18 protein-coding genes are annotated in these 23,257 nt (G+C 58.3%); 4 read left to right on the top strand and 14 right to left on the bottom strand.

Annotated features, from left to right (window positions below):
- Window positions 1–8: 8 nt before the first annotated feature.
- Window positions 9–1,457 carry a deoxyribodipyrimidine photo-lyase gene (locus Q1J43_RS03600; RefSeq protein WP_301100979.1) on the top strand — a complete coding sequence of 483 codons (1,449 nt, stop codon included), beginning with the start codon at window positions 9–11 and terminating at the stop codon, window positions 1,455–1,457.
- Here Q1J43_RS03600 and Q1J43_RS03595 read toward each other — a convergent pair.
- The 6 genes from Q1J43_RS03595 to Q1J43_RS03570 form a co-directional block, all read right to left on the bottom strand.
- The gene (locus Q1J43_RS03595) at window positions 1,424–7,009 is read right to left on the bottom strand and encodes an Hpt domain-containing protein (RefSeq protein WP_301100978.1); all 5,586 of its coding nucleotides are present in this window, start codon (window positions 7,007–7,009) and stop codon (window positions 1,424–1,426) included. The genes Q1J43_RS03600 and Q1J43_RS03595 overlap by 34 nt on opposite strands.
- A 33-nt stretch (window positions 7,010–7,042) precedes the next feature.
- Window positions 7,043–9,133, bottom strand: a complete 2,091-nt coding sequence (locus Q1J43_RS03590; protein WP_301100977.1) for a methyl-accepting chemotaxis protein — start codon at window positions 9,131–9,133, stop codon at window positions 7,043–7,045.
- Window positions 9,134–9,278: 145 nt separating this feature from the next.
- Window positions 9,279–9,788: a chemotaxis protein CheW gene (locus Q1J43_RS03585; protein ID WP_301100976.1), complete on the bottom strand. Its 510-nt coding sequence runs from the start codon at window positions 9,786–9,788 to the stop codon at window positions 9,279–9,281.
- Window positions 9,789–9,803: 15 nt separating this feature from the next.
- Window positions 9,804–10,166 carry a response regulator gene (locus tag Q1J43_RS03580; protein ID WP_301100975.1) on the bottom strand — a complete coding sequence of 121 codons (363 nt, stop codon included), beginning with the start codon at window positions 10,164–10,166 and terminating at the stop codon, window positions 9,804–9,806.
- 44 nt (window positions 10,167–10,210) lie between these two features.
- Window positions 10,211–10,594 (bottom strand): twitching motility response regulator PilG, encoded by a 384-nt coding sequence (gene pilG / locus Q1J43_RS03575; RefSeq protein WP_301100995.1) that lies wholly within the window; start codon window positions 10,592–10,594, stop codon window positions 10,211–10,213.
- Window positions 10,595–10,699: 105 nt separating this feature from the next.
- Window positions 10,700–10,852, bottom strand: coding sequence for a rubredoxin (locus Q1J43_RS03570; RefSeq protein WP_301100994.1), 153 nt, complete (start codon window positions 10,850–10,852; stop codon window positions 10,700–10,702).
- A gap of 136 nt (window positions 10,853–10,988) precedes the next feature.
- Here Q1J43_RS03570 and Q1J43_RS03565 point away from each other — a divergent pair, with 136 nt between their 5' ends.
- From Q1J43_RS03565 to hemL, 3 genes are read left to right on the top strand one after another with little or no spacing between them, the layout of a single operon-like run.
- Window positions 10,989–11,825: a hydroxymethylpyrimidine/phosphomethylpyrimidine kinase gene (locus Q1J43_RS03565; protein ID WP_301100974.1), complete on the top strand. Its 837-nt coding sequence runs from the start codon at window positions 10,989–10,991 to the stop codon at window positions 11,823–11,825.
- A complete protein-coding gene (gene thiE / locus Q1J43_RS03560) occupies window positions 11,818–12,456 on the top strand; it encodes a thiamine phosphate synthase (protein ID WP_301100973.1) in 639 nt (212 codons plus the stop codon). Before Q1J43_RS03565 ends, thiE begins: the two co-directional genes overlap by 8 nt.
- Window positions 12,453–13,733 carry a glutamate-1-semialdehyde 2,1-aminomutase gene (hemL, locus tag Q1J43_RS03555; protein ID WP_301100972.1) on the top strand — a complete coding sequence of 427 codons (1,281 nt, stop codon included), beginning with the start codon at window positions 12,453–12,455 and terminating at the stop codon, window positions 13,731–13,733. The genes thiE and hemL overlap by 4 nt, the downstream gene beginning before the upstream one ends.
- A 103-nt stretch (window positions 13,734–13,836) precedes the next feature.
- On the opposite strand, the gene corA is transcribed toward hemL, so the two are convergent.
- From corA to Q1J43_RS03515, 8 genes are all read right to left on the bottom strand, one after another.
- Entirely contained in the window at window positions 13,837–15,141 is a 1,305-nt protein-coding gene (corA, locus tag Q1J43_RS03550; RefSeq protein WP_301100971.1) for a magnesium/cobalt transporter CorA, read from the bottom strand.
- A 288-nt stretch (window positions 15,142–15,429) separates the two neighbouring features.
- Window positions 15,430–16,143 carry a monofunctional biosynthetic peptidoglycan transglycosylase gene (mtgA, locus tag Q1J43_RS03545; protein WP_301100970.1) on the bottom strand — a complete coding sequence of 238 codons (714 nt, stop codon included), beginning with the start codon at window positions 16,141–16,143 and terminating at the stop codon, window positions 15,430–15,432.
- A complete protein-coding gene (gene aroE / locus Q1J43_RS03540; RefSeq protein ID WP_301100969.1) occupies window positions 16,140–16,955 on the bottom strand; it encodes a shikimate dehydrogenase in 816 nt (271 codons plus the stop codon). The genes mtgA and aroE overlap by 4 nt, the downstream gene beginning before the upstream one ends.
- Window positions 16,952–17,842: an energy transducer TonB gene (locus Q1J43_RS03535; protein WP_301100968.1), complete on the bottom strand. Its 891-nt coding sequence runs from the start codon at window positions 17,840–17,842 to the stop codon at window positions 16,952–16,954. The genes aroE and Q1J43_RS03535 overlap by 4 nt, the downstream gene beginning before the upstream one ends.
- A gap of 10 nt (window positions 17,843–17,852) precedes the next feature.
- Window positions 17,853–19,769 carry an RNB domain-containing ribonuclease gene (locus tag Q1J43_RS03530; protein ID WP_301100967.1) on the bottom strand — a complete coding sequence of 639 codons (1,917 nt, stop codon included), beginning with the start codon at window positions 19,767–19,769 and terminating at the stop codon, window positions 17,853–17,855.
- Between the two features lie 8 nt (window positions 19,770–19,777).
- Window positions 19,778–20,347 carry a YqiA/YcfP family alpha/beta fold hydrolase gene (locus Q1J43_RS03525; protein WP_301100966.1) on the bottom strand — a complete coding sequence of 190 codons (570 nt, stop codon included), beginning with the start codon at window positions 20,345–20,347 and terminating at the stop codon, window positions 19,778–19,780.
- Window positions 20,344–21,168, bottom strand: coding sequence for an undecaprenyl-diphosphate phosphatase (locus Q1J43_RS03520; RefSeq protein ID WP_301100965.1), 825 nt, complete (start codon window positions 21,166–21,168; stop codon window positions 20,344–20,346). Before Q1J43_RS03520 ends, Q1J43_RS03525 begins: the two co-directional genes overlap by 4 nt.
- A 109-nt stretch (window positions 21,169–21,277) precedes the next feature.
- Window positions 21,278–23,134 (bottom strand): type I restriction enzyme endonuclease domain-containing protein, encoded by a 1,857-nt coding sequence (locus Q1J43_RS03515; protein ID WP_301100964.1) that lies wholly within the window; start codon window positions 23,132–23,134, stop codon window positions 21,278–21,280.
- Between the last annotated feature and the right edge of the window lie 123 nt (window positions 23,135–23,257).

Here is a 23,257-nt window from a genome sequence, read left to right as displayed (position 1 = left end):
GGTAATCCATGCTCGATTCTGTCCTTGTCTGGTTTCGTCGCGATCTGCGTGACACCGATCATGCTGCCCTAAGCGAAGGGTTGCGGCGTGCTCGGCGAGTGCATTGCGTTTTTGTTTTTGATCGTGAAATTCTTGATGCGTTGCCGACACGAATCGATCGCCGCGTCGACTTCATTCGAGAATCACTGCTTGAACTCGACTTGGTCCTGCGTCAACGTGGCGGCGGCCTGATTGTTCGGCATGCCTGGGCGGCTAGCGAGATCCCTAAACTGGCCTGCGAACTTGGCGTCGCGTCGGTGTTCACCAACCGTGACTACGAACCACAGTCCAAGATCCGTGATGCGACGGTTGCCGCGGCATTGAACGTCCTTGGCATTGGCTTTGAGTCGTTCAAGGACCAAGTCGTTTTCGACGGGCCAGAGGTGCTGACCCAGGATGGGCGACCCTATACCGTCTTTACGCCTTACAAGAAGGCCTGGCTCAAGCGCCTGACCGACGATGATCATGCGTCTCATGCCGCCACGCTCGGTCAATTGATTGCAACGAACTGGGCCACGGGCGTTCCGACGCTGGCGATGATCGGCTTCCAGGCAACGGATTTGCAGCAGGTCGGCATTGTTCCGGGAATGTCCGGCGCCCGTCAAGGGCTGGCCGACTTTCGCGGACGTATTTCGCGCTATCGGTTACAGCGTGATTACCCGGGAATCAACGGCGTCTCCTATCTGTCGGTGCATCTGCGTTTCGGAACCGTTTCGATTCGTGAGTTGCTTTCCTTAGCGCTGGCCAGCGGCGCGCAGTCGGGCGATGACGGCGCGGCCACCTGGCTTTCGGAGCTGATTTGGCGTGATTTTTATTTCATGATTCTTGATCGCTTTCCGCAGGTCACCGAACGCTCTTTCAGGCCATCATACGATGCCATCGCCTGGGAGCAGGGCGCCGCGGCCGATGCTCTATTTTCCGCCTGGTGCGCAGCGAAAACCGGCTATCCATTGATTGATGCGGCAATGCGGCAGTTGAACAACACGGGCTATATGCATAACCGTTTGCGCATGGTCGTAGCCTCGTTTCTGAGTAAGGATCTGGGTCTTGACTGGCGGCGCGGTGAGGCTTGGTTCGCCAGGCAACTCAATGATTTTGATTTGTCGGCCAACAACGGCGGCTGGCAATGGGCATCGTCAAGCGGCTGCGATGCGCAGCCTTATTTCCGCATTTTCAATCCGGTCACGCAGTCACAACGCTTCGATCCGGACGGCTGTTTCATCCGTCGTTATCTACCGGAACTTGCCGCCGTGCCCGACAAATTCATTCACGCGCCGTGGCTTATGACGGCCGCCGAGCAGTCGGCTTGCGGGGTCGTCGTTGGCCGCGACATGCCACCACCACTGGTCGAGCACGTGCAGGCCAGACGGCGGACTCTGGAGCGTTACGCCGTGGTCAGACGCTGTTGTGCGACGTAATTGGCTACCAGATGCAGCAATTCGTCCTCCTGGTAAGGCTTGCCAAGATAGTCATTGACACCGATCTCAAAGGCGTAGGTACGGTGTTTTTCGGCGATGCGCGAGGTGATCATGATGATCGGAATACCTTTCAGGCGGGCATCGGCACGGACGTTGCGCGTTAGATCAAAACCATCCATGCGCGGCATCTCGATATCGACCAGCATGACGTCGGGAACAATATCGAGCAGTTGTTCGAGTGCATCAACACCGTCCTTGGCGGTAATCACCTGATACCCTTCACGGGCCAGCAAACGGCCGGTGAATTTGCGCACGGTCAGCGAGTCGTCGACCACCATTACCGTCGGCAGTGCGGCGCTGGCTATTTCGCCATCGAGATCAGTGGGGACGGTCGGAACCGGGGCGGCAAATTCGGCCACCGGCAGGCGCGTGCTTAACGCCACTGGGTTCAGGATCAGTACCACCTGGCCGTCAGCCAGCACCGTTGCACCATCGACGCCAATCACACGGGCCAGTTGCGGACCAATGTTCTTGACGACGATTTCTTCGTTACCTATGAGTTCATCAACTTGAACCGCGATCCGGCGCGTAGCGCTGCGCAGTAGCAATATCCAGTACTGACGACGCTGTTCCGGGAGGGCTTGCGTGTCACCAAGCAGATGCGGCAGGTAGCTGAAAGGATAGTGATTGCCCATCCACTCCACAGCGCCAGCGACGCGAATGCGGGTCAGCGCAGCCTCCTTGAGATCAAGTACCTGCTCGATCATGACCGAGGGGATAGCGTAACGCTTGTTGCCGGAACGCACCAGAAGCGCCTTGGTCAGCGCTAGCGTCAGCGGAATATAGAGGAGGAATTCAGTGCCCTGGCGGGGAGTAGAAATTACTTCGATGCGGCCGCCCAGGCTGCTGACCTCGGTTTTGACAACATCCATGCCGACGCCGCGACCGGAGACCTGCGACACTTCGCTGGCCGTGCTGAAACCGGGGGTGAAAATCATGTCAGCCAAGCGTGCCGTGTCGGCCTCTTCATCCGCACCGAGCAATCCGGCGGTGATGGCGCGTGCGCGAATGCGGTCATAATCGAGTCCAGCGCCATCATCGGAGAAGGTCAGGATGATTTCGTTGCCCTCCTGTTTGAGGGCCAGCGAAATTTCGCCAATGTCCGGCTTGCCCTGGGCAACTCGGACATCGCGCTCTTCCAGGCCATGCGCGATGGCATTGCGCAACATGTGCTCAAGCGGCGCGCCTATCTTGTCGATCACGCTGCGATCCAGCTCGACCTGACTACCTCTGATTTCAAGGTTGGCGCGTTTATTAAGTTCCTTGGAGGTTTGCCGGACAATTCGGTACAGACGGTCGGCCAGGCTGCCGAAGGGAACCATGCGCACGGCCATTAGTTCCTGCTGTACTTCACGGTTCAAGCGAGCCTGCGCAAGGATTGCGGCATTGGCATCGTCAAGGTTTTTGAGCAGGTTCTGCTGGGCTGTGCTCACGTCGTTGACCGATTCGGCCATCATCCGGGTGAGTTCCTGGAAACGGGTAAACCGGTCGAATTCCAGAGGATCAAATCCGGCATGCCGTTCATCGGCCTGCGCGGTACGCGACTGCATTTGCGACTCGGCCTGAATCTCGATTTCCCGCAACTGACGGCGCAGACGTATCACGTTTTCCGTCAGGTCAAGTAGCGATCCCTTCAAGCTGCGCATCTCGCCTTCAATTCGTGCGCGGGCAATTGTCAATTCACCGGCCTCGTTGACCAAACGGTCGATCAGATCGGCACGAACACGCAAAGTGGCACGCTGAGTCGAGGCATCGGCTTCAGTGTCTACGCTAATCTCACGATGGGTACGGCGCTCGCCGGTGACGCGACCGTTTTCCGGAATGCCAACCGGCGGCGCGTCAGCCGACGCCGCAAGGACATCTTCGACCGGTGAGACGGGCGGGTGATCGAGCGTTTCGCCACGTTGCAGACGTTCGATGATATGTAAAACGGAATCGAAAGCATTGTCGATTTCGTCAATCACCTCCAGCGTGACACTGTCGGTGCGACTAGCCTGTTCAACGCGGGTCTCGATGGCGTGCGTTATTTCTCCAAGATTCATCGCGCCCGCCATACGTGCGCTTCCTTTAAGGGTGTGCAGCAGGCGTTCAAGGGTATGGATTCGTTCGGTATTGGCCGGGGCACTACGCCATGAACGCAGTTGGGTGGCAATGCCCTGGCTCAGATCGAGTGCTTCTTCCAGGAAAATGGGCAGCAGTTGTTCGTCAATCTCGTCGTCCAGTTGCTGGATTTGAGCGACAAAAGTTACCGGCTGAGCGGGAAGTGTCTTGACCGCATCGACGGGCGGAATTTCAGGAGTTGCGTGCTGCTCCGGCGCTGCTTCGTGTATGACAACTGTATTTGCCGGATAAAGTGCTTCCAGCGACTCGATCAGCTCAGGCCTTACTTCAGGCTCACGCTTGACGGCAAGGGCAGAGAGCATCAGATCAATTTCGCCGACGGCCTGCCTGATTATCCCGAGGGCTTCCAGATTTCCCTGTTGTGCCGAGTTGTCACGGCGCAACAGGGCGTGCTCAAGCGCCAACCCCAGCCGATTGACGGGCGTAATGCCGACCGTCGCAGAAATGCCGGCAAGGGTGTGTGCTGCCCGATACATGTCGTGCGGAGTCGGTGTCAACTCATCCTGTTCAAGAACAGTGAGTTGTGCCTGCAGGGTCGCCAGATGGGTGAGCGCTTCCTCGGAAAAAATCTCGTAAAGGGTGGGCGAAAAGGAGATCCGCGATTGCGCCTCTGACTCGGGTCTTGCGGCCTCGTCAGGCAGAGGTTCGGCGACAGGAGGCGAAGGCGGGGTAACCGGGATTGGCACGTCCCTCGTGCCAAAGTCGAAATCCGCGATCTCGATTGCTTCTAGGTTGACCGTGTAATCGCCATCGTCATTTTCCGGCAAGGTCGGGGGGAAATCGAGCGTGATTATCTCGGCGCCTGGCGTCGGCGTTTCCAATACTTCAGACTCGTTCAGCACCCTATTGTCATTGGCGGCCATCTCGGGCGATGCAGCAGCTTCCCCGGAACTTGCTGGCGCACTCGGGGCTAGCGCCGGCGCGTCCTGCTCGCCTTCCTTGGCGTGCCTAAGGGACTCAGCCAAAGCGACCAGCTTGGTCGGATCGGGGGCTTTGTCGGAGTGTGTTTCCAGATGCCGGACCCATGTGGCAAAAATAGCGTGCGCCTGCGCTAGTAGATCGAGGATGGGAGGACCAACCTCCAGTTCCTGCCCTAGCCACAAGTTCAGGGTCTGCTCAACCGCCCAGGCGGTCTCGCCAAGATCCTTCAGGCCGACCATGCGCCCACTGCCTTTGAGCGTGTGGAAAGAGCGTCGAATGGTGGTCAATCGTTCAAGGTTATGCGGCTCATCCCGCAGAACCTGCAAGTTCTCGGCAATGGTGCCAAGGACTTCGTTGGCTTCTTCAAGGAAAATGCCCAGCAATTCGGCGTCGATTTCTTCGTTACTGGCCTGCGCGAGCTGGATTGTTTCTGCCGATGGCTTGAGCACTTCCACGGCCGTCGGTTTGAGTGTCGCCATCACATGGTCGATCTGTGGCGCGGCGCTTTCCCCTGTTGCCAGCATCGACAGCATGGCTTTGGTTTGCTTGCCGAGGGCGCGGTCGGCGACCAGATCTGCGTCGTTTTTCAACGCCGACAGATTGAGTTTGATTTCCTCGCGCAATTCAAGATCACCCGGCTGCTCCTTGAGGGCGCCAAGCAGCGCATGGGTTTCGAGCTTCTGCCGCTCGACATCCTGTTCAACCGAGATGCCCGACGCGTCGCCCCTTGCCGCTTCCAGTTCCTCGGTGTCCGGTGTCGGGCCGGAATGCATCTGCCTGACAAAGCCTTCAAAGTCGGCGCTACCGTTCGGCAGGGTGTCAATAAAAAAGCCGATCAGCGATAACTGATTGGCGACGCGCTCGAAATCGGTTTCTTGCGCAGCGTATTCAGGATCAGAAAAACGCTTTATTTCTGCTGCGCATTCGCGCACGGCAGTAACGGCGGCGTCATAGCGCATCATGGTCAGGGCGCCAGCGATCTGACGAAACGGAACTTCCAGACCGGCAAGATCGGCGCGCTTCTCGGTATCACGGAAGAAGCCATCAAGCACCTGTTCGATCTGGGCAAGATTGTTCTGGATCTCCTTGGCCACCTGTCCGACCAGCAATTTTTCTTGTGCCTGGCGCGACATTTCGTCAAGCAGGGGAATTTCCGATCCGGGCCGTGGCGGGTTTCCGGCGAGGCAGCCATGGATGCGCGCCACGGTGACGTCGACCTGGTGCGCGAAATCCCCACCCAGGTGCCGGAAATTTTCCTGCGTATTCTGGGCTAGCAAAATCGCCGTTGCGATTTCCATCGACAGCGCTTCCGCGTGGCGGGTGCTGTCTTCGGCCAGCCAATTGGCGGCTGCAGCAATCGCTTGTGCCAGACGGCGGTAGTCGGTGTGGTCAAGCTGTTCGATGACTGTTGATAGTGCGTTGGCATACTCTCTGAACACCGGCAAAGACTGCTGGGTGCCGGCGCAGTACTTGTTCCATGCCTCTTCGGTTCCCGTGATGATGTCGCGCAGCCTGCGCCGCACGGTTTCTTCCGGAGCCGGAGCAACTGTTTCCGTGGTCGGGATGACCGCCTGCAACTGATAGGCGTTTTTGATGCCTTGCACCGCATTGCTGTTGCTGTCTGCGCTGGCAACAAAATAAAGCGCATCGCGCATCAAGCGTTCAGCGACATTGCTTGAACCCTCAAACAGGCGGCGAATCTGCAGATCAATTCGTGCACACACCCGCTTGACATTTGTTTCCTGGGGCAAGGCGTCCTCGGCCAGTGCGGAGAGAAAACCGGTGGCAACCCACCAGAAAGAGCGAGCCGATGCCACCTCCTGGGTTTCTTCAATGCGTTTTACTGCGCCCAACATCTCGCTGATGCCACGGCGATCCTGGGGAGAACGTAGCCAGGACAGGAATCCGCGCTGAAAGCGCAAACGCTCCTGACGCAGCAAGCTCTGAAGTTGACTGTGCGTGATTACTTTCGCCGGGGTTTGACGGCGTGGCGGACGGACGGTTAAATCAGGAAAGAAAAGATCCGTAGCCGAGACACGTTCCAGGCCGCGCGCTGCCTGCACCTCACGGTAGATCGACAGCAAGCGGAGCGGCTGGTTTGGTTGTCCGCTGACCAGGTCGTCAAGGTAATGGCCGATCGTCGCCAGTGCGCGCTGGGCCAGAGCAATATTGTCTTCTCCCGCCGGACGTTGCTGATGTTCAATCGCCTCAAGCATGGCCTCGACCGCTTCGGCGAACTGGGTGACCCCGTCAAGACCGACGATGGTCAACGCCCCCTGCACCTGGTGCAAATGCGTACGGCAGAACTTGAGTTGCGTCAGGTCGCCGGAACCGGCAAGAACACTTGCCGTATAGTGCTGCAAAGCTTGGTCAGCTCGCCCCAGCGCAAGGTCGATCTCGCTCTTGACCCAGTTCAGTGGGCCGACATCGAATTCCGTAACGGCATTCATGGGGCAAGTGTCTCCGATCTCTGTGCCGGGCGATCAGCCCACTTTGAAGCCGGCAACCGAACTCTTCAGCTCTGTCGCCAGACCCGCCAGTTCGCCAACCGCCGAGGCTGTTTTTTGCGTACCGACTGTGGCCTGCTCAGTAACCCGAAGAATGTCCTGCATCTTGCCTGCCACGCCGGTTGCTGAATCAGCCTGGTGGCGCGTTGCGTCGGAAATATTTTCAATCAGTTCGGCAAGACTTTGTGACACCTCACCGATTTCAGCCAGCGCTTGGCCCGCAGCATCGGAAAGTTTCGCGCCTTCAACCACTCCGCGCGTCGATTCTTCCATGGCCGAGACGGCGCCCTGGGTGTCGGTTTGAATGGTTTTCACAATCGCCGTGATCTGCTTTGTGGCTTCGCCAGAGCGTTCAGCCAGTCGCTGCACTTCCTCGGCAACCACGGTGAAGCCGCGCCCCGCATCACCGGCAGAAGCGGCCTGAATGGCAGCGTTGAGCGCAAGCACGTTGGTTTGCTCGGTAATGTCGGAAATCAGTTCGACGATCTCACCAATTTCTTGTGAGGATTCGCCAAGACGCTTGATACGTTTTGAGGTTTCCTGAATCTGCCCTCGAATTTCGTTCATGCCCTTGATCGAATCCTGCACCGCCTGCGTCCCTTTTCCGGCAGCCGCCAGTGACTGGCGCGCCACCTGGGCCGACTGGATAGCATCGCCAGACACTTGGGTCATCGAACTGGCCATCGCCAGCACGGAATGACCGGCAGCCTGAATTTCCAGGGATTGCCGCTTGGCGGCTTCGAGCAATTCGGCTGAGGTCTGCTGAGCGATTCCGGTGGCGGCGGTTACCCGGCTTGCCGCATTGTTGATCCGGCCGACCAGTACGCGGAGTTCTTCAATGGTGTAGTTGATCGAGTCGGCGATGGCGCCGGTAATATCTTCGGAGACCGTCGCCGTAACTGTCAGATCGCCGTCAGCGAGGTCGCCCAATTCGTTCATCAAGCGCAAAATGGCGTCCTGGTTCTGGCGGTTGACCAGTTCGCTGGTCTGCCGACTTTGTTCGGCGACTTCCGCCTGATGGCGCGTATCGTCAAGGTAAACCTTGGCCATCATGGCCAGTGCGGTGAGTGCCAGAAGAATGAGCGCCGCCAGCGTGACGCCGTAAGTGGCACGTTCGGTAATGCCTTGCTGGTAGGATTGCGCCAGTTTGCCCGTCGTTTCGAGCAGCTCTTCACTGCCGTGGAAAATTTCAGATCCCGCCCTTTTGGCAATGATCAAGCGTTGCATGCTGCCCAAAATTCGATTGACGGCGAGCTGGTACTCCTTGAAGGTGTTCTCGAGGTCGTCAAGCTTGCGCAGGGTTTCGGGATCAGTCGTGGCCGTGATCCGCAGCAGGTCGTTGCCCTTGAGCTGAGCAGTAAGCAGGTCGCGGAAGGTGTTAGTGTCCTTGCCCAGCAGGAAGGCAATTTCAGGGCTGATTTCGTCACCAACCAACAATGAACTGGCATTCTTCGCAATCCGCTGCGTCAGCATTACCATCTGGTTGGCGGCGGCAATCTCACGGGCCCCCGAACCGGTCTGCAGTTTAAGTGCGGCAACCTGCTCGGAAAGTTCGAGGAGATGGGAGTTGGTGTCAGTAATCTCGGTTACATCTTTGCTTAGTGAAACCAGGTTGGCTTCCATATCAAGTAACTGAACAGCATCCTGGTCGGTGATGCTCCAGACTACTTTCAGCTTTTCCAACTGCGGCCGAACACTGTCGGGCGACGGCGGAACAGTGGTCCCGGCCAGTTCGCCGCCATTGATCAGACGCTCCAGGTTGCTAACGAACTGGCTGTGCGAATCCCTTAATTGCTTGAAGGCCAAGGTATTTCCCTGCTGTGCAAGGCTGGATGCTTTGGCCAGGCGCTGCGATAGCATGCTCAAGTCGCCGGAAGTCGCGATGTAGACACTGCCGTACGTTGATTCCCGGTTATCTCGATAAACGATAGTAGCGATGATCAACATTACCAGTAGGAGAATGCCGCCGAGAATCTGCAACTTCTGGGTAACGCTGCGCTGCCCCAAAAAACCCAGGAGGGCGCTATTTTTAGTTGCGCTCTCCACCGGAGGGGAATCATCCATCATGGGGGCGGCAGGTGTGGGGTGTTGCGTGCGGCTTTTGGTGCCGGGCAAAAACTTGGGCCATTTCAAATTAAACACCATAATTCTTCTCCGGTTACACCGTTGTGAGGGCAGGGCTTGTCAAGTGCGGCGTGGGTACAAAACTGGGTCAAACACCAATATCCATAAAGTTCTCATCCGCCAGTAGTTGGCGAACGTTAAGCATTTTCCAGCGGCGTCCTTCATTATCAGTATAAGCGTCGGTTGCCCAGATCGCGGCATCTGGATCTGCCGTCGCCGGCCTCAGATCATCCATGTTGCGCAGGCCGAGCATTCGCGTCACCAGGAGAGCTGCATTACTGCCGTGTCGCGTACCAATTAGCAGCAATCGAGAACTGGTATTTTGCGGTGTGGCTTCCTTGCCCTGAAAGGCAGAGAAGTCGGCGACCGCGTATAGATTGCCACGAATATTGATAATGCCGACAAACCATGGCTTGGTCAGGGGCACGCCTGTCAGTGGCGTCAACGGAATGATTTCGCCGGAATCGGACAGATTGAGCAGCCAGTAATCGGTGCCCGACTGAATGCCAAGCAGACCCGCAGCGCTCTGCTCGCTAGCACCGGCAAGCCGCTTGGCGAGGTGGGCCTGAAACTCGCGGAGACTTCCCTTTTTGGCCATGACTTATCTTGCGGCTTAAAGGGCTGCGATCTTGGACAGCAACTCTTCACTGTTGACCGGTTTGACCAGGTAATCCAGTGCGCCCTGGCGCAAGCCCCATATTTTGTCGGTTTCCTGGCCTTTGGAGGTGCATACGATGATCGGGATGTGCTTGGTCGTTTCGTCGCGCGTCAGCGTTCGGGTCGCCTGATAACCGTTCAGTCCAGGCATCACGACATCCATCAGGATCAGATCAGGCAATTCGGCCCTGGCTTTTTCGATGCCCTCTTCGCCGCTCTCGGCGGTGACGACCTGATAACCGTGTCGGATCAGCAACTCCATCAAAGCATGACGTTCGGTTGGGGAATCGTCTACGACGAGAATTTTTTTAATAGGCATGGCACTAACTCCCTGGGTAGCCTTAGATATACACGTCGCTGGGCTCAGGCATGCGGCGGCGCGAAAGTCGCGACTGCCTGTAGCAGACTGTCTTTGGTAAACGGCTTGGTCAAGTACTGGTCTGAACCGACCATGCGCCCGCGCGCACGATCAAACAGCCCGTCTTTGGAGGAGAGCATGATGAGCGGCGTGTTGCGAAAGCGCTGATTTTTTTTGATCAGGGCGCAGGTCTGGTAGCCATCGAGCCTGGGCATCATGATGTCGCAGAAAATAACTTCAGGCTGGTGGTCAGCAATTTTTGCCAGCGCATCAAATCCGTCCTCGGCGAGCACCACCTGACATCCGGCCTGTACGAGAAAAATCTCCGCACTGCGCCGGATCGTGTTGCTATCGTCAATGATCATCACTTTGATGCCACTCAAGTTCACAGCGTCGGCCAATTTCTACCTCCAGAGGGCCCTTCGGTTCGGATCCTGAGCAGTGCTCTGATCGTGTCGGATTATACTGCTTTCCCGCCACAATACATCAACGGCTCAGATCTCGATCATTTCGAAATCTTCCTTGCGCGCACCGCACTCGGGGCAAACCCAGTTAATCGGGACATCCGACCATCGGGTTCCTGGCGCAATCCCCTCTTCCGGACTGCCTTCGCTTTCGTCATAAATAAAACCGCAGGTCAAACACATCCAGGTTCGGTATCGCGTATCATCTGTCAAGTTCATGGGTCGGATTCTGGATGATGCTGGCAATGAAAACGCCTCCGATTCTAGCCATACCTACTCTCGCTGCCAAGTTTTTATTTTATTGCGTCAGTTCGCCCTTATGGATTCAGTCTCGACGCAACTGTCGCCGCCCATAGTATTGACTTTTGCCGCCAGCGACCCCTGCGGTGGCGCCGGGATTCAGGCCGACTTAATGACTGTTGCATCGATGGGCTGCCATCCCCTGTCAGTAATTACGGCGCTTACGGTGCAGGACACCATCGGCATCGACAGCATTCTGGCCATTGATTCCGAGTGGGTCGAAGACCAGGCGCGCACGCTCCTTGAGGACATGCCGGTAGACGTTTTCAAGATCGGCTTGCTCGGCAGCATCGAAAATATTGCAGTGATTGCCAAAATTCTCTCCGATTATCCTGACATACCGCTGGTGTTTGACCCCGTTCTAGCTTCCGGCCGCGGTGACGAACTGGCGGACGAAGAGATGATTTTCGCCATGCAGGAATTGCTACTGCCGCAAACGACCATCCTGACCCCGAATTCACTGGAGGCGCGTCGGCTCACCGGGTGTCCTGACGAGGATGATCGACCGCTTGATCAATGCGCACGCCAGTTGCTTACCCTCGGTTGTGACTACGTCCTGCTCACCGGTACGCACGAAAACACGCCGCAGGTAGTCAATGCGCTCTATAACAGGAATGGTCTAGTGCGCAGCGATACATGGCAACGCCTGCCGGGCAGTTACCATGGCTCCGGCTGCACGCTGGCTTCAGCCCTTGCTGCCGGTCTGGCGCACCGACTGTCGGTCAGTGCCGCCGTCGGTGAGGCGCAGGACTATACCTGGAAGGCGCTGGCGGCAGGTTTTCGCCCGGGAATGGGGCAATTCATTCCTGACCGTTTTTTTTGGGCGCGGCTGACAGAAGAAAACAACAATGCTTGAAGCGAAGACATTGCGCGGGCTATACGTGATCACTCCGGATGGCGTTGACCAAGATCTTCTGGTCAAGCAGGTGGAAGCCGCACTGCGCGGCGGCGCCAGGCTTGTCCAGTATCGAGACAAAAATCGCAAGGCGGCGCAACAGGCCGAAATTGCTCATGCGTTACGCGCGCTTTGTCGTTGCTTCGACGCCCGTTTTATCGTCAACGACAATATGGTTTTGGCGCGTGCGGTCGATGCTGACGGTGTCCACCTGGGGAGTGCCGATGGGGATCTGGTGGCGGCCAGACAAGTCCTTGGACCAAGCAAGCTGCTTGGCGCTTCGTGTTACGCCGACTTCAATCTGGCGCGCAATGCGGCTACGGCTGGCGTGGATTACGTTGCCTTCGGTGCGGTCTATCCGTCGCCGACCAAGCCGCAGGCGCTGCCTGCCTCAATGACGCTGTTTGGTCGCTGCCGCGCCGAACTCGGCGTTCCGGCCTGCGCCATCGGCGGCGTTACCCTGGACAACTCGCCGGCGCTGATTTCTGCGGGCGCCGACCTGGTCGCCGTCATTACCGACTTGTTTGAAGCGCCCGACATCAGGTCGCGCGCCACGGCTTTTCAGAAAATTTTTGAAGGAGAACAGGCTTGAGCAAGCGTAATCAGTTGTTGTTCGAACGCGCACAGCGGCACATCCCCGGCGGCGTCAATTCGCCAGTGCGGGCTTTCCACTCGGTCGGTGGCACGCCATGCTTTTTCAGCGAAGGCAGCGGTCCGCGGGTTCGCGACGCCGACGACAAGACCTACCTCGACTACGTCGGCTCCTGGGGGCCGCTGATTCTCGGTCACGCTCATCCGCAGGTGGTTGCCGCCGTGCAGGCGGCGGCAGCGCGGGGCTTATCCTTCGGCGCGCCGACCGCAGGTGAAGTCGATATGGCCGACCTGTTGTGTCAGTTGCTGCCCTCGCTCGATATGGTGCGCCTGGTCAGTTCGGGAACCGAGGCGACAATGAGCGCCATCCGTCTGGCGCGTGGCTACACCGGACGCGATCTGCTGATCAAGTTCGAGGGTTGTTACCACGGCCATAGCGACAGTCTGCTGGTGAAAGCCGGCTCAGGTCTGCTGACCTTCGGCAATCCCAGTTCGGGCGGTGTTCCGGCGGACCTCGCCAAGCTCACCCTGGTGCTTGATTACAACGATGTCAGCCAGCTTGAAGCCGCCTTTGCCGAACACGGCCCGCGCATCGCAACGGTGATCGTCGAACCGGTGGCCGGCAATATGAACCTGATTGTCCCCAAGCCCGAGTTTCTCCAGGCGATGCGTTCGCTATGCACGAAGCATGGCGCAATACTGATTTTCGACGAGGTGATGACCGGCTTTCGCGTCGATGTGCAATGCGCGCAGGGCTACTACGGCATCACGCCAGACCTGACCACACTTGGCAAGGTCATTGGCGGCGGCATGCCGCTTGGCGCCTTTGGCGGCAAGCGCGAGATCATGGAAAAGATCGCGCCGTTGGGACCGGTCTATCAGGCCGGCACCCTGTCGGGCAATCCGGTAGCGGTGGCGGCCGGGCTGGCGACGCTAAAACTGATCCAGCATCCTGGCTTTTACGCAACGCTGACAAACAAAACCAGCGCCCTGTGCGCGGGGCTGACCACGGCAGCGAGAAAACACGGCGTAACATTCTGTGCGCAATCGATTGGTGGCATGTTCGGCCTCTATTTCCGTACGGCCTGCCCGCAAAGCTATGCCGAAGTCATGGAGTGCGACAAGGACGCCTTCAATCGTTTCTTCCATGCCATGCTCGACGCCGGGCACTACTTTGCGCCGTCGGCCTTCGAAGCCGGCTTCGTCTCTGCCGCGCACAGCGATGCCGACATCGCCGAAACGGTCGCGGCGGCTGAGGCTATCTTCAAAAACTGGTAGTCGTTTACAAAACAGCGAACCACTAAGAAAACTAAAAGCCAACTTAGTTTTTCTTGGTGCCCCTTGGTGACTTGGTGGTTCGCTTTATTTCGTTGACTGACTTCTAGCGCAGCCAGCCCTTCTTGCCGAAGAACCAGAACGGCAGTGCGACTGAGATGAACATCAGCGCCAGCGAGAACGGGTAACCGTACTCCCAGTTGACTTCAGGAAACCAGCCCTTGAAGTTCATGCCGTAAATGCTGGCGATCAGTGTCGGTGGCAGCATGGCGACCGAGGCCACCGAAAATATCTTGATGATCTTGTTCTGGTTGATGTTGATGAAACCAACGGTGGCATCCATCAGAAAGTTTATTTTCCCGAACAGGAAAGACGTGTGCCCGTCGAGCGATTCAATGTCGCGCAAGATCTGACGCGCGTCTTCGAGTTGATCGGCGTTGAGAAATTTGCCGCGGGTCAGGAAGGAAACGGCCCGCCGGGTGTCGTGAACATTGCGCCGGATACGCCCGTTCAAATCCTCTTCGCGCGCGATGTCAGCCAGAATTTTGGCCGCCTCGGTGTCGGTGATTTCAGTTCCCAATACATGCTTGCTGACGTCCTCGAGTGCGGCATAGACGTCTTCCAGCGCGTCGGCCGAATATTCGGCATCGGCGGCATAAAGGTCGAGCAACACATCCTTGCCATCGGTCACGTAACCGGGTTGCGTGCGTGCCCGCAGACGCTGCAGACGAAAGATTGGCAGCTCTTCGGTACGCACCGTGAACAGGATGTCGCGGTGCAGGATCAGGGCCACTGCGACGTTGCGTGAACCCTCCTTGGTATCGAGCAGGAAGTCCGAATGCAGGTGGATTTCGCCGTTGTCCTCGACGTAGAAGCGTGCGCTGGCCTCGAGGTCGGTCAGATTGCTCGGATTGGGCAACTGGACGTCAAAAAAACGGCCGACCCAGGCGCGAATCTCTGGGGTTGGCGCGACCAGATCGACCCAGATCGGTTTCAGGCATTTGAGATCAAAAGGCGTATTGACGCCGATCTGGCTCAGGCGGCCATTACGCAGTTCGAAGGCGCTGACGGTTGTTTTTTCGTTGCGGTGATGACTGTCACCAATCAGATCCTGACGCACTTCGTCGGAGAGAATTTCAAGGATCGATTCGCCACGTTCCTCACGCACCTCGTACCAGACCAGAAGGCGATCTTCAGGCTCCAGCGACTCAAGGATCTGGGCAATTTCGGTCAGCGGAATTCGTTCGAGCAGCGAGCGCATTCCGGACAGGTGCTGCTTGTGCGCCACTTCCTCGACCAGATCGTGACGCGGCATTTCCTGGCGATGAACGAGATCCTCCAGCAGCCGGTGCTTGGCAATCAACTCCCGCACATTGCCCAGGTTATCCTGGATTTTTTTTTCTTCACTCATCGGGCAATCTCCCTGTGCTGCAGCGCGTCAAACAGGCGGGAATTCTAGCACGCGTAAACAACGTCGCCGAAGCAAGAAATCGAAAGCCAGGGCGATTACATGACTACAAAGAGCATAACGCTTTCAACGCAGAGATCGCAGAGAAAACCGGGAATAAAAATAGTCTTTACTTTCTCTGCGTCCTCTGCGCCTCTGCGATCTCTGCGTTGAAAGCGTTTGATCTTGCTTTTCCAAGCCCAACCTGATGCGCTTGGTACTCATGCAATCGCGCAAAAAATAAATTCGTGCTCAGGGAATCTGTGCCGACGGCATGCGGACAAGAATGGCCTCGGCTTTACTAGCCAGCCCCGGTGCGCCCCGGTTGCGGTCGTAGAAGCGCGGGCTTGGCACCATGCCGGCCAGTCTCGCTGCCTGCTCGGCCGAGAGCTGCGCAGCGCTGATGCCGAAATAGTGCCGGGCCGCCGCCTCGGCGCCAAACACGCCGTTACCCCATTCGATGACGTTAAGATAAACCTCGAAGATGCGCTGCTTGCTCCAAACAGCCTCGATCATCAGCGTGACGATGGCTTCCTGCGCTTTGCGCCAGGGCGTTTTGGACGGCGTCAGGAAAAGGTTTTTGGCCAGTTGCTGTGAGATCGTCGAACCACCGGCGACGACCTTGCCCTTCTTCCGGTTTTTCTCAATAGCCTTCTGGATACCCTCCCAGTCAAAGCCTTCGTGGTGGACGAAGAGATCGTCCTCGGCAACGATGAGGGCGCGCTTCAGGTGGCTCGAGATCTGACCATAACTGACCCACTGCTTTTTCAACTGTGCCTTGGGGTCCTTGGCCTGCAACTCGCCCAACCGGATTTCCATGAAACGGGTGGTGTCCGGGTTCACCCAGCTCCACCACAGCACCCAGCCAAACAACCATAACTGATAGAGCAGGAGCAGGCCAAAGAAGCCGAGTAGCAGGCGTTTGAGCCAGTGCGCGGCAAAGCTCAAGGGGCTTTTGCCGCTCATGCCTTCTGCAAAAGCGCCATGACTGGAAAGCCTTCGGGACGCACGCCGCGCCAGATAAAAAAAGATTCTGCGGCCTGCTCGACGAGCATGCCCAGACCTTCGGATATCAGTGATGCGCCCTGATTTTTGGCAAAAATCCTGAACGGGCCATCGCCCTGGCCGTACATCATCTCGTAGGCCAGGCTGCCGGGGGCGAAGATGCCATCCGGCAAGAGCGGCATCGAGGCGTAAAGGCTCGCCGACGTGGCGTTGATCACGATGTCAAAAGACCGTCCGGCTAGTTCATCGTAGCCGCAAGCCGTAACCGGACCGAGGTGGGCGAAGTGTTCGCTGATCACCTTGGCCTTGGATACGGTGCGATTGGCAATAGTCAGTGATTTAAGACCCTCTTCGAGCAAGGGGCCGACGACGCCACGTGATGCACCACCCGCGCCAAGCAGCAGAACGCGTTTGCCCTTGATCGGATAGCGCAGGTTGAGCGTGATGTCGCGCAGCAGCCCGACGCCGTCGGTGTTGTCGCCGATCACCTCGTTGCCTTCGAAGAGGAGAGTATTGGCCGCACCAGCCAGTTCAGCGCGGGGTGTCAACCGCGTCACCAGTGCACACGCTTCCTGCTTGAACGGCACGGTGACATTGGCGCCGCGTCCACCGGCAGCAACGAAGGCATGGACAGCATCGTTAAAGCCGTCCAATGGTGCAAGAATGGCCTTGTAACAGATATCCTGGCCGGTCTGGCGAGCAAAGGCGGCGTGAATGATCGGCGATTTGCTGTGGCCAACGGGGTTGCCAAAAATGGCGTATTGGTCTGTCATGGCGCCCCCTTCTCCCTGGCATTGGTTTCGAGATTGTTTCTGCTGGTGAAATTCCAACTGCGGGTGATGACGAGAATATCCGTGTCACGCTGAATATCGGGCGGGAAAACGGCGTAGGGGCCTGCCATGCTGACGATGCGGCGAGCCGCGTCGTCAAGAATCCGGTAGCCCGAAGAGCGGTTGATCTCGACATTGGCGACCGTCCCGTCGCTCTTGATCGTAACCGACAAGATCAGCGAGCCGTACAACTTGCCTTTGGCTTCTTCCGGGTAATTGAGCGTGCCGACGCGTTCGACCTTGAAACGCCAGTCTTCGATGTACTGGGCAAACCGGTATTCATCGGTGCGCGTACCGATGAACTTCTTGCGCGGCCGCTTGTTGTATTCATCGATATCCCTGGCGATTTCGCCTTCCAGGCGCACCATCTCCAGTGCGTTACGCGCCAGATCACGGCCACTGAGTCCCGGGGTCGGTTCAGGCGGCGCCTCCTTATCGTTTTTTGGTGTTACCACCCCATTGCCTCGTGCCTGGGTCAGCAAGCGCTGTTGCTGCGCTTCGAGAGCTTGTACTCGCTTTTCTGCCTGCTCCAGTTCGTTGCCGCTTTGCTGCCGGTCTGAAGGTGGTAGCGGCGTTCCAGCCCGGCGGTTATGTTCGGTGTTACCGCCGCCGTCGAGATTGGCCTGTGCCAGCGCCTGGGCGTTGGTCGGTTTGCGTGCTGACTTGCTATTGACCAGGATGATGTCGAGCGCCTTCTCCTGAAAAGCGCGTGAAGCGTCGGGAAAGGTGAAATGCAGCGAGAATACGCCAGCGTGGAGCAGGAACGAAGCGCCCAGCGCCAGATACAGATTGCGCTCGCCCGTCGGTAAAGCCCGCAGTTGGCGTGACATGCGGCGCACCTTAATCGACCTCCTCCAGAGCGTCGCTGAAGGTCAGTGTATCGGCCAGCGGATCAAGTGTCTCGACATAGCGGCAGCCGAGCTCAAGCGTCAGGAAATCAATCGACTCGATGGACAGGCGAATGCGCTGACCAGTTTTCAGCTCCGGTGCCGAAGGCACGCGCTGGATCAGCGGCAGGTGATCGAGTTTGCAGAGATTATCACGCCGGATCGTCGCCTCGATGCTGCGCACCCCTTCCTGGCGCAGCCAGCGCAGGCACCAGTAACGTTCCATGCCGCGCTGAAAATCGGCGTAGGCGGTATAGCAGAGTTCGAAGTCGCGCAAAGTCGCGAACAGGGCGTCCGACTTGGCCGTGAAGTGTGGCGTGTCACCGCTAAGGCAGGCGATCAACTGCCATTGGTTGAGCAGATCGACATAGCGGCGCAACGGCGATGACGTCCAGGCGTACTGCGCCACTCCCAGACCGTCGTGTGGCAGCGGCGAGGTCGTCATGCGCACCTTGCCTGCGGTCTGTGCCCGGTAGATAGCGGCCACACCTTTTTCGGCAAGCAAGCCGCCCCAGGTGCTATTGGCGACAATCATCAACTCGGCGACCAGCTTATCGAGCGGGCTGCCGCGCTGGCGCTCGCTGATGTCGACGCGGCAGTGCTCGGCATCGGCCAAATCGCCAGTGATGGAAAAGTTGTAGTCGTTGTTGCCGTGCATCGCCGAAGGTTTGCCGCGCCGCCCTTCGCAAGCGTTGGCCAGTTGCCACAGCGTTTTTAACTGATCGGCAAAGGGAAAGTCAGGCAGGCCGGCCGCCAGCGTCTGCTCGTTGAACAGAGGTTCGAGGTCGTGATGGCGCAGATTGGCGACAATGGGAACGAGTTCCACCCGCGATTCATGCGCCGTGATCTCGAAGTCCGGGCTCACCGTCAGATAGAGCGAAACAGCCGGGCAATCACGACCGGCGGCGAGGGTGAAGTTCTCGACGGCGGCTTCGGGCAGCATGGTGATCTTGTTGCCCGGCATGTAGACGGTGGACAGCCTTTCGCGCGCCACAACAGCGAGCGGCGAACCGGGTGCGATGCCCAGGCCCGGCGCCGCGATGTGAATACCAACGCGCCAGCCTAGACCAGGCAGTTCCTGCAAGGAAAAGGCGTCGTCGATCTCGGTGGTCGCCGCGTCGTCGATCGAGAAAGCCTGCATATCGGTACGTGGCAAGCCGCCCGGCGGCAAAGGCAGATCGCTGGCCACAAGCTCGGCGCCGCGCGGAAAATAGTCGAGCAGAAAACGCTGAAAATGGAAATCGTACGGCGAAGCGATGGCGCCGCATTTCTCCAGCAGATGCAGCGCAGAGAGCCCGGTGTCGACGCAGGCCGCCTCCAGTGCCTTGGTTTCGAAGCGGTTGCGGTCAGGTTTGTAGAGTAATTGCTTGAGCAGCGGCAAAAACTCGGGCGGCAGGGTGTACGCCGTCAGTTCGCCAACCATGCGCTCGACGGCTAGGGCCTGCTGACGCTTTTTTTCAAGACCGGCCAGAGCTGCTGCGAGAATGTCTGCAGGGGCCTTGCGGAAGCGCCCACGGCCCTTGCGATGGAAGTAGACGGGCGCTGAATGCAGGGCCAGCAGCAGTGCCGCCGCTTCGACGGTAGTCGCCTTGACCCCGGCGCCAGCGAAGTAATCGTCGGCAAAATCAGCAAAAGAAAATTCGTCATCGCGCGCGCACTCCCAGAGAAACTCGGTTTCAATCCCCTCAGCGAGGGACTGTGCCCAACTGAGTAATTCACCTGGCGCCGGTTCCGCGTAACGCAACAGAACGTGCGCCGACTTGATCTTGGAACGCTTGCCGGAGGCTGTCTCGACCTGTAGCGAGGCGTCATTTTCGCTCAGGATGGTGGCGGTTTTGAAGGCGCCGTCTTCTTCATACAGTACATGCATCGGGCCGATTATAACCCGCAATATTCAAGCAGTTGCGGCAACAAAATCGGAAAACGGGTGAAGCTGTGGTCGCCACCCTCAAGCACGCTCTGGCGGCAGCCGGCGTAGCGGGCGATGGCCAGCCGATAATCGAGCACTTCGTCGCCGGTCTCGACCATCAGCAGATAGCGTTCGGGCGTCACCTGGGCGACTTCGAGAGCAGACAATTGTGCAATGTGTTCGGCAGTGAACTCGAAGGACTCGCCAGTATGCAGATTGGATTGTGTGCCGATGTATGCGTCGAGCGAGAGCGGAGCGACGACAGCGGGGTTGATCAGAACCGCCCGCAAGTTGTGCTTTTCGGCCAGCCAGGTGGCATAGTAGCCACCAAGCGAACTGCCAACCAGGGTCAGTGCTGCGCCCTGCGTTTCAATGACGGCTTCGGCCTGCGCGATGGCCTTTTCGGGAACGTGCGACAGCACCGGGCAAAACAGGCGGTTGCCCTGTCCGCGCGCGTCCAGGGCGGCGGCCAGTGAGCGCACCTTCCACGATGCCGGCGACGAGCAGAAGCCGTGTAGATACAGGATAGCCGGGGTCACGAACTAGCCCACGCAACCATATCCAGTTTCCAGGTAATCAACACGGCAATGCCGAAGGCGATGCGGTACCAGGCAAAAATGCTGAAGTCATGGCTGCTGATGTAACGCAGCAAGCCACGCACGGCCCAGAACGCTGAGCCGAAGGCCGCCACGAAACCCACCACCCACATGCCCAGATCGTCGAGGGAGAGCAGCGCGCGTTCCTTGTAGAGTTGGTAGAAGGTGGCCGCGATCAGCGTCGGAATGGCCAGAAAAAAGGAAAATTCGGTTGCTGCGCGGCGTGACAGACCAAAGAACAACCCACCGATAATCGTCGCCCCCGAACGCGACGTCCCCGGAATCAGCGCCAGCGTCTGCGCCAGTCCCAGCTTGAGGGCATCAAGCACGGACAGTTCGTCGACCGACTCAACACGGATGCGATGCTCGCGGCGCTCGGCCCAGAGAATAACCAGGCCGCCGACGATGAACGCCGTCGCCACTGCCGGTGCGTTGAACAGATAAGCCTTGATCGTTTTTCCGAAGAGCAGGCCAAGAACGGCCAGCGGCATGAAGGCAACAGCGATGTTGAGCGCGAAACGCTGCGCCGCCGGGTCGCGCGGCAGACCGAGAACGACTTGCGCGATCTTCGCCCGATATTCCCAGCAGACGGCGAGAATGGCTCCCGACTGGATGACGATCTCGAACAGCTTGCCGCGCTCGTCATTAAAGTTGAGCAGGTCGCCAGCCAGAATCAGATGTCCGGTGGACGACACCGGCAAAAACTCGGTGACGCCCTCGACGATACCAAGGATGAGGGCTTTGAACAGGAGAAGGAGATCCACTGGGCGCTTCCAGACAAAAGCCGGATTCTAACAGCAGCCCTCTGCTCTTGAACGCCTCAATAAGCCATTTAAACGCTGGCAGACCCAATGATCCACCAACCACAAGACCTTACGCATACACCCCAGCATTCCTCTCCGGGTAACTCTCATAAACATGCTCGAATACCGCCGAGCATTTCTGGTGGTAGAGCACAGGGGTATAGGCACGCGGCAGGCCGGTGTCGAGGGTGTCTTCGATGGTCAGCTTCAACTGTGACCGTGCCGCCGCTTTCTGCCGCCAGTTCAGCACGAGTAGCACCTTAAGCCGCGCCAGCAATGCGCGGGTTGCCTTCTTCACTTCGGCGCGTTCTTCGGGAGTCAGTTCTGGCGCCGGTCGGGTGAGGATGTCAAAGATCACCAATTCTTCCTCGCTCATGTTCTCGCGCACATGCCGTTCCTGCTCGTCGTTCAGGCTGTTGGAGAGCTTCATCAGTTCCTCGAACAGCTCCTCGATGCTGCGGCTACCCGCGTTGTAACTCTCGATCAACGCCTCGAATTTTTCGGCGAAATTGGCACGGGTGCGGTTTAACTGAATCATCGCTCCCAGTTGGGCGCGGATTGCCGCTTTGAGCACTTCGAGGTCGGTGTTCTTGTGCTTCGATGCTTTGAATCTGTTGGCCAGCGCCTCGAAGTTGATCTTCGACAGATCGAGCGCCGGTGGCCCTGACTGGCGGATTTCGTGACCGGTGATCGATTCGTCGAGCAGGCCGTTGATTCTCCCCATCACCTGCGAGATGTCCGAGGGGTTGGGGTTAAGTTTGGCGCGGATGGCCTCGGCCAGCGTCGTCAGGCAGGCGACACGGCTGGCGAATTCCAGCACCGACGGGTCGGGCTTCACGGCGCGGTAGAGCGCGCTTACCAGGCGCTCATGGGCAAAGAAATCACGACGTAGCGGGTCGGGGGAGATCAGCGCGTTCATGCCGTCCTGAATGCGCGACAGACGCTCCATGCTGCCGACATCTGTCGCCTCGATCTCGGTCAGCATCACCTTGTGCGCGGCGCAGAAGGCCGTGGCATTCACGACCGACTTGCGCAGTTCCTCGACCAGTTGCTGCTTGTCCTTTACCGGACTCTTCCCGTCCTTGCCTGCCCCGTAGATCGCCAGCGCCTTTTCCAGCGAAGCGAAGACGTTGGCGTAATCAACGATGACGCCACTGTGCTTGCCGGGAAAAACCCGGTTGGCGCGAGCGATGGTCTGCATCAGCGTGTGGTTGCGCATCGGCTTGTCGAGATACACCGTCGAACAGCTCGGTGCGTCGAAGCCGGTCAGCCACATGGCGCAGACGAAGACTAGGCGCAGCGGATCGTCGGTGTCCTTGAACTTCTCGGCCAGCCCCGGCTGCGATTCGTTCATGCGCTTACGGTGCGGCTCGATGTCGAGGCCGAGCGCTTGCATCTGCTGGATTTCGTTCTGCCCCGGCGAGACGATCACCGCCATATCTGTGGTGGTCAGCACGTCCAGCCGTTGTTTCAGTTCGGCTATGCGCAGGTCGCGCCGCGCCTGCTCGGGGGTCATCCCGCCGCCGCGCTGCTGGTAGGACAGTTCGCCCAGTTCCTTCTGCACCCGTGCCGTTTCCGCCGCCCAATGCAGCGTGACCTTGTCGTACATACGCAGCGCGGTGGCCTTGTCGATCGACACCACCATCGCCTTGCCGACCGCATTTGCCAACATTCCGCGCCCGAGGAAGTGCCGCACGATGTCCTGTGCCACGGTTTCCAGCCGGTCGTCACGGGTGATCAGGTGGTATTGCCGCCCCAGCACCGCCTCCAGCTTGGCCTCCTGATCGGCGTCGAGGTCGGCGTCCTCGATCAGGCGGTAAATGTCTGCGTTCAGGTCGGGATTAACGAGCTGCAATTCCGGCGTGCGGTTCTCGTAGAACAGCGGCACGGTGGCGCCGTCCTCGATGGACTGCCAGGGCAATTGCATCAAAATGCGAATGCCATTGTCGTCGACCCACAGAAATAATCGTTTACGCTCAATGAGTTACAGAGGGGCTGTTCACAGCGTTTGGAATTGTGTAGTTTTCTGTCTTTTTGGGGTGACTCATGG

Source organism: Propionivibrio sp., assembly GCF_029255185.1.
Taxonomy (GTDB): domain Bacteria; phylum Pseudomonadota; class Gammaproteobacteria; order Burkholderiales; family Rhodocyclaceae; genus Propionivibrio.
This window is presented reverse-complemented; position numbering and strand designations above follow the sequence as displayed.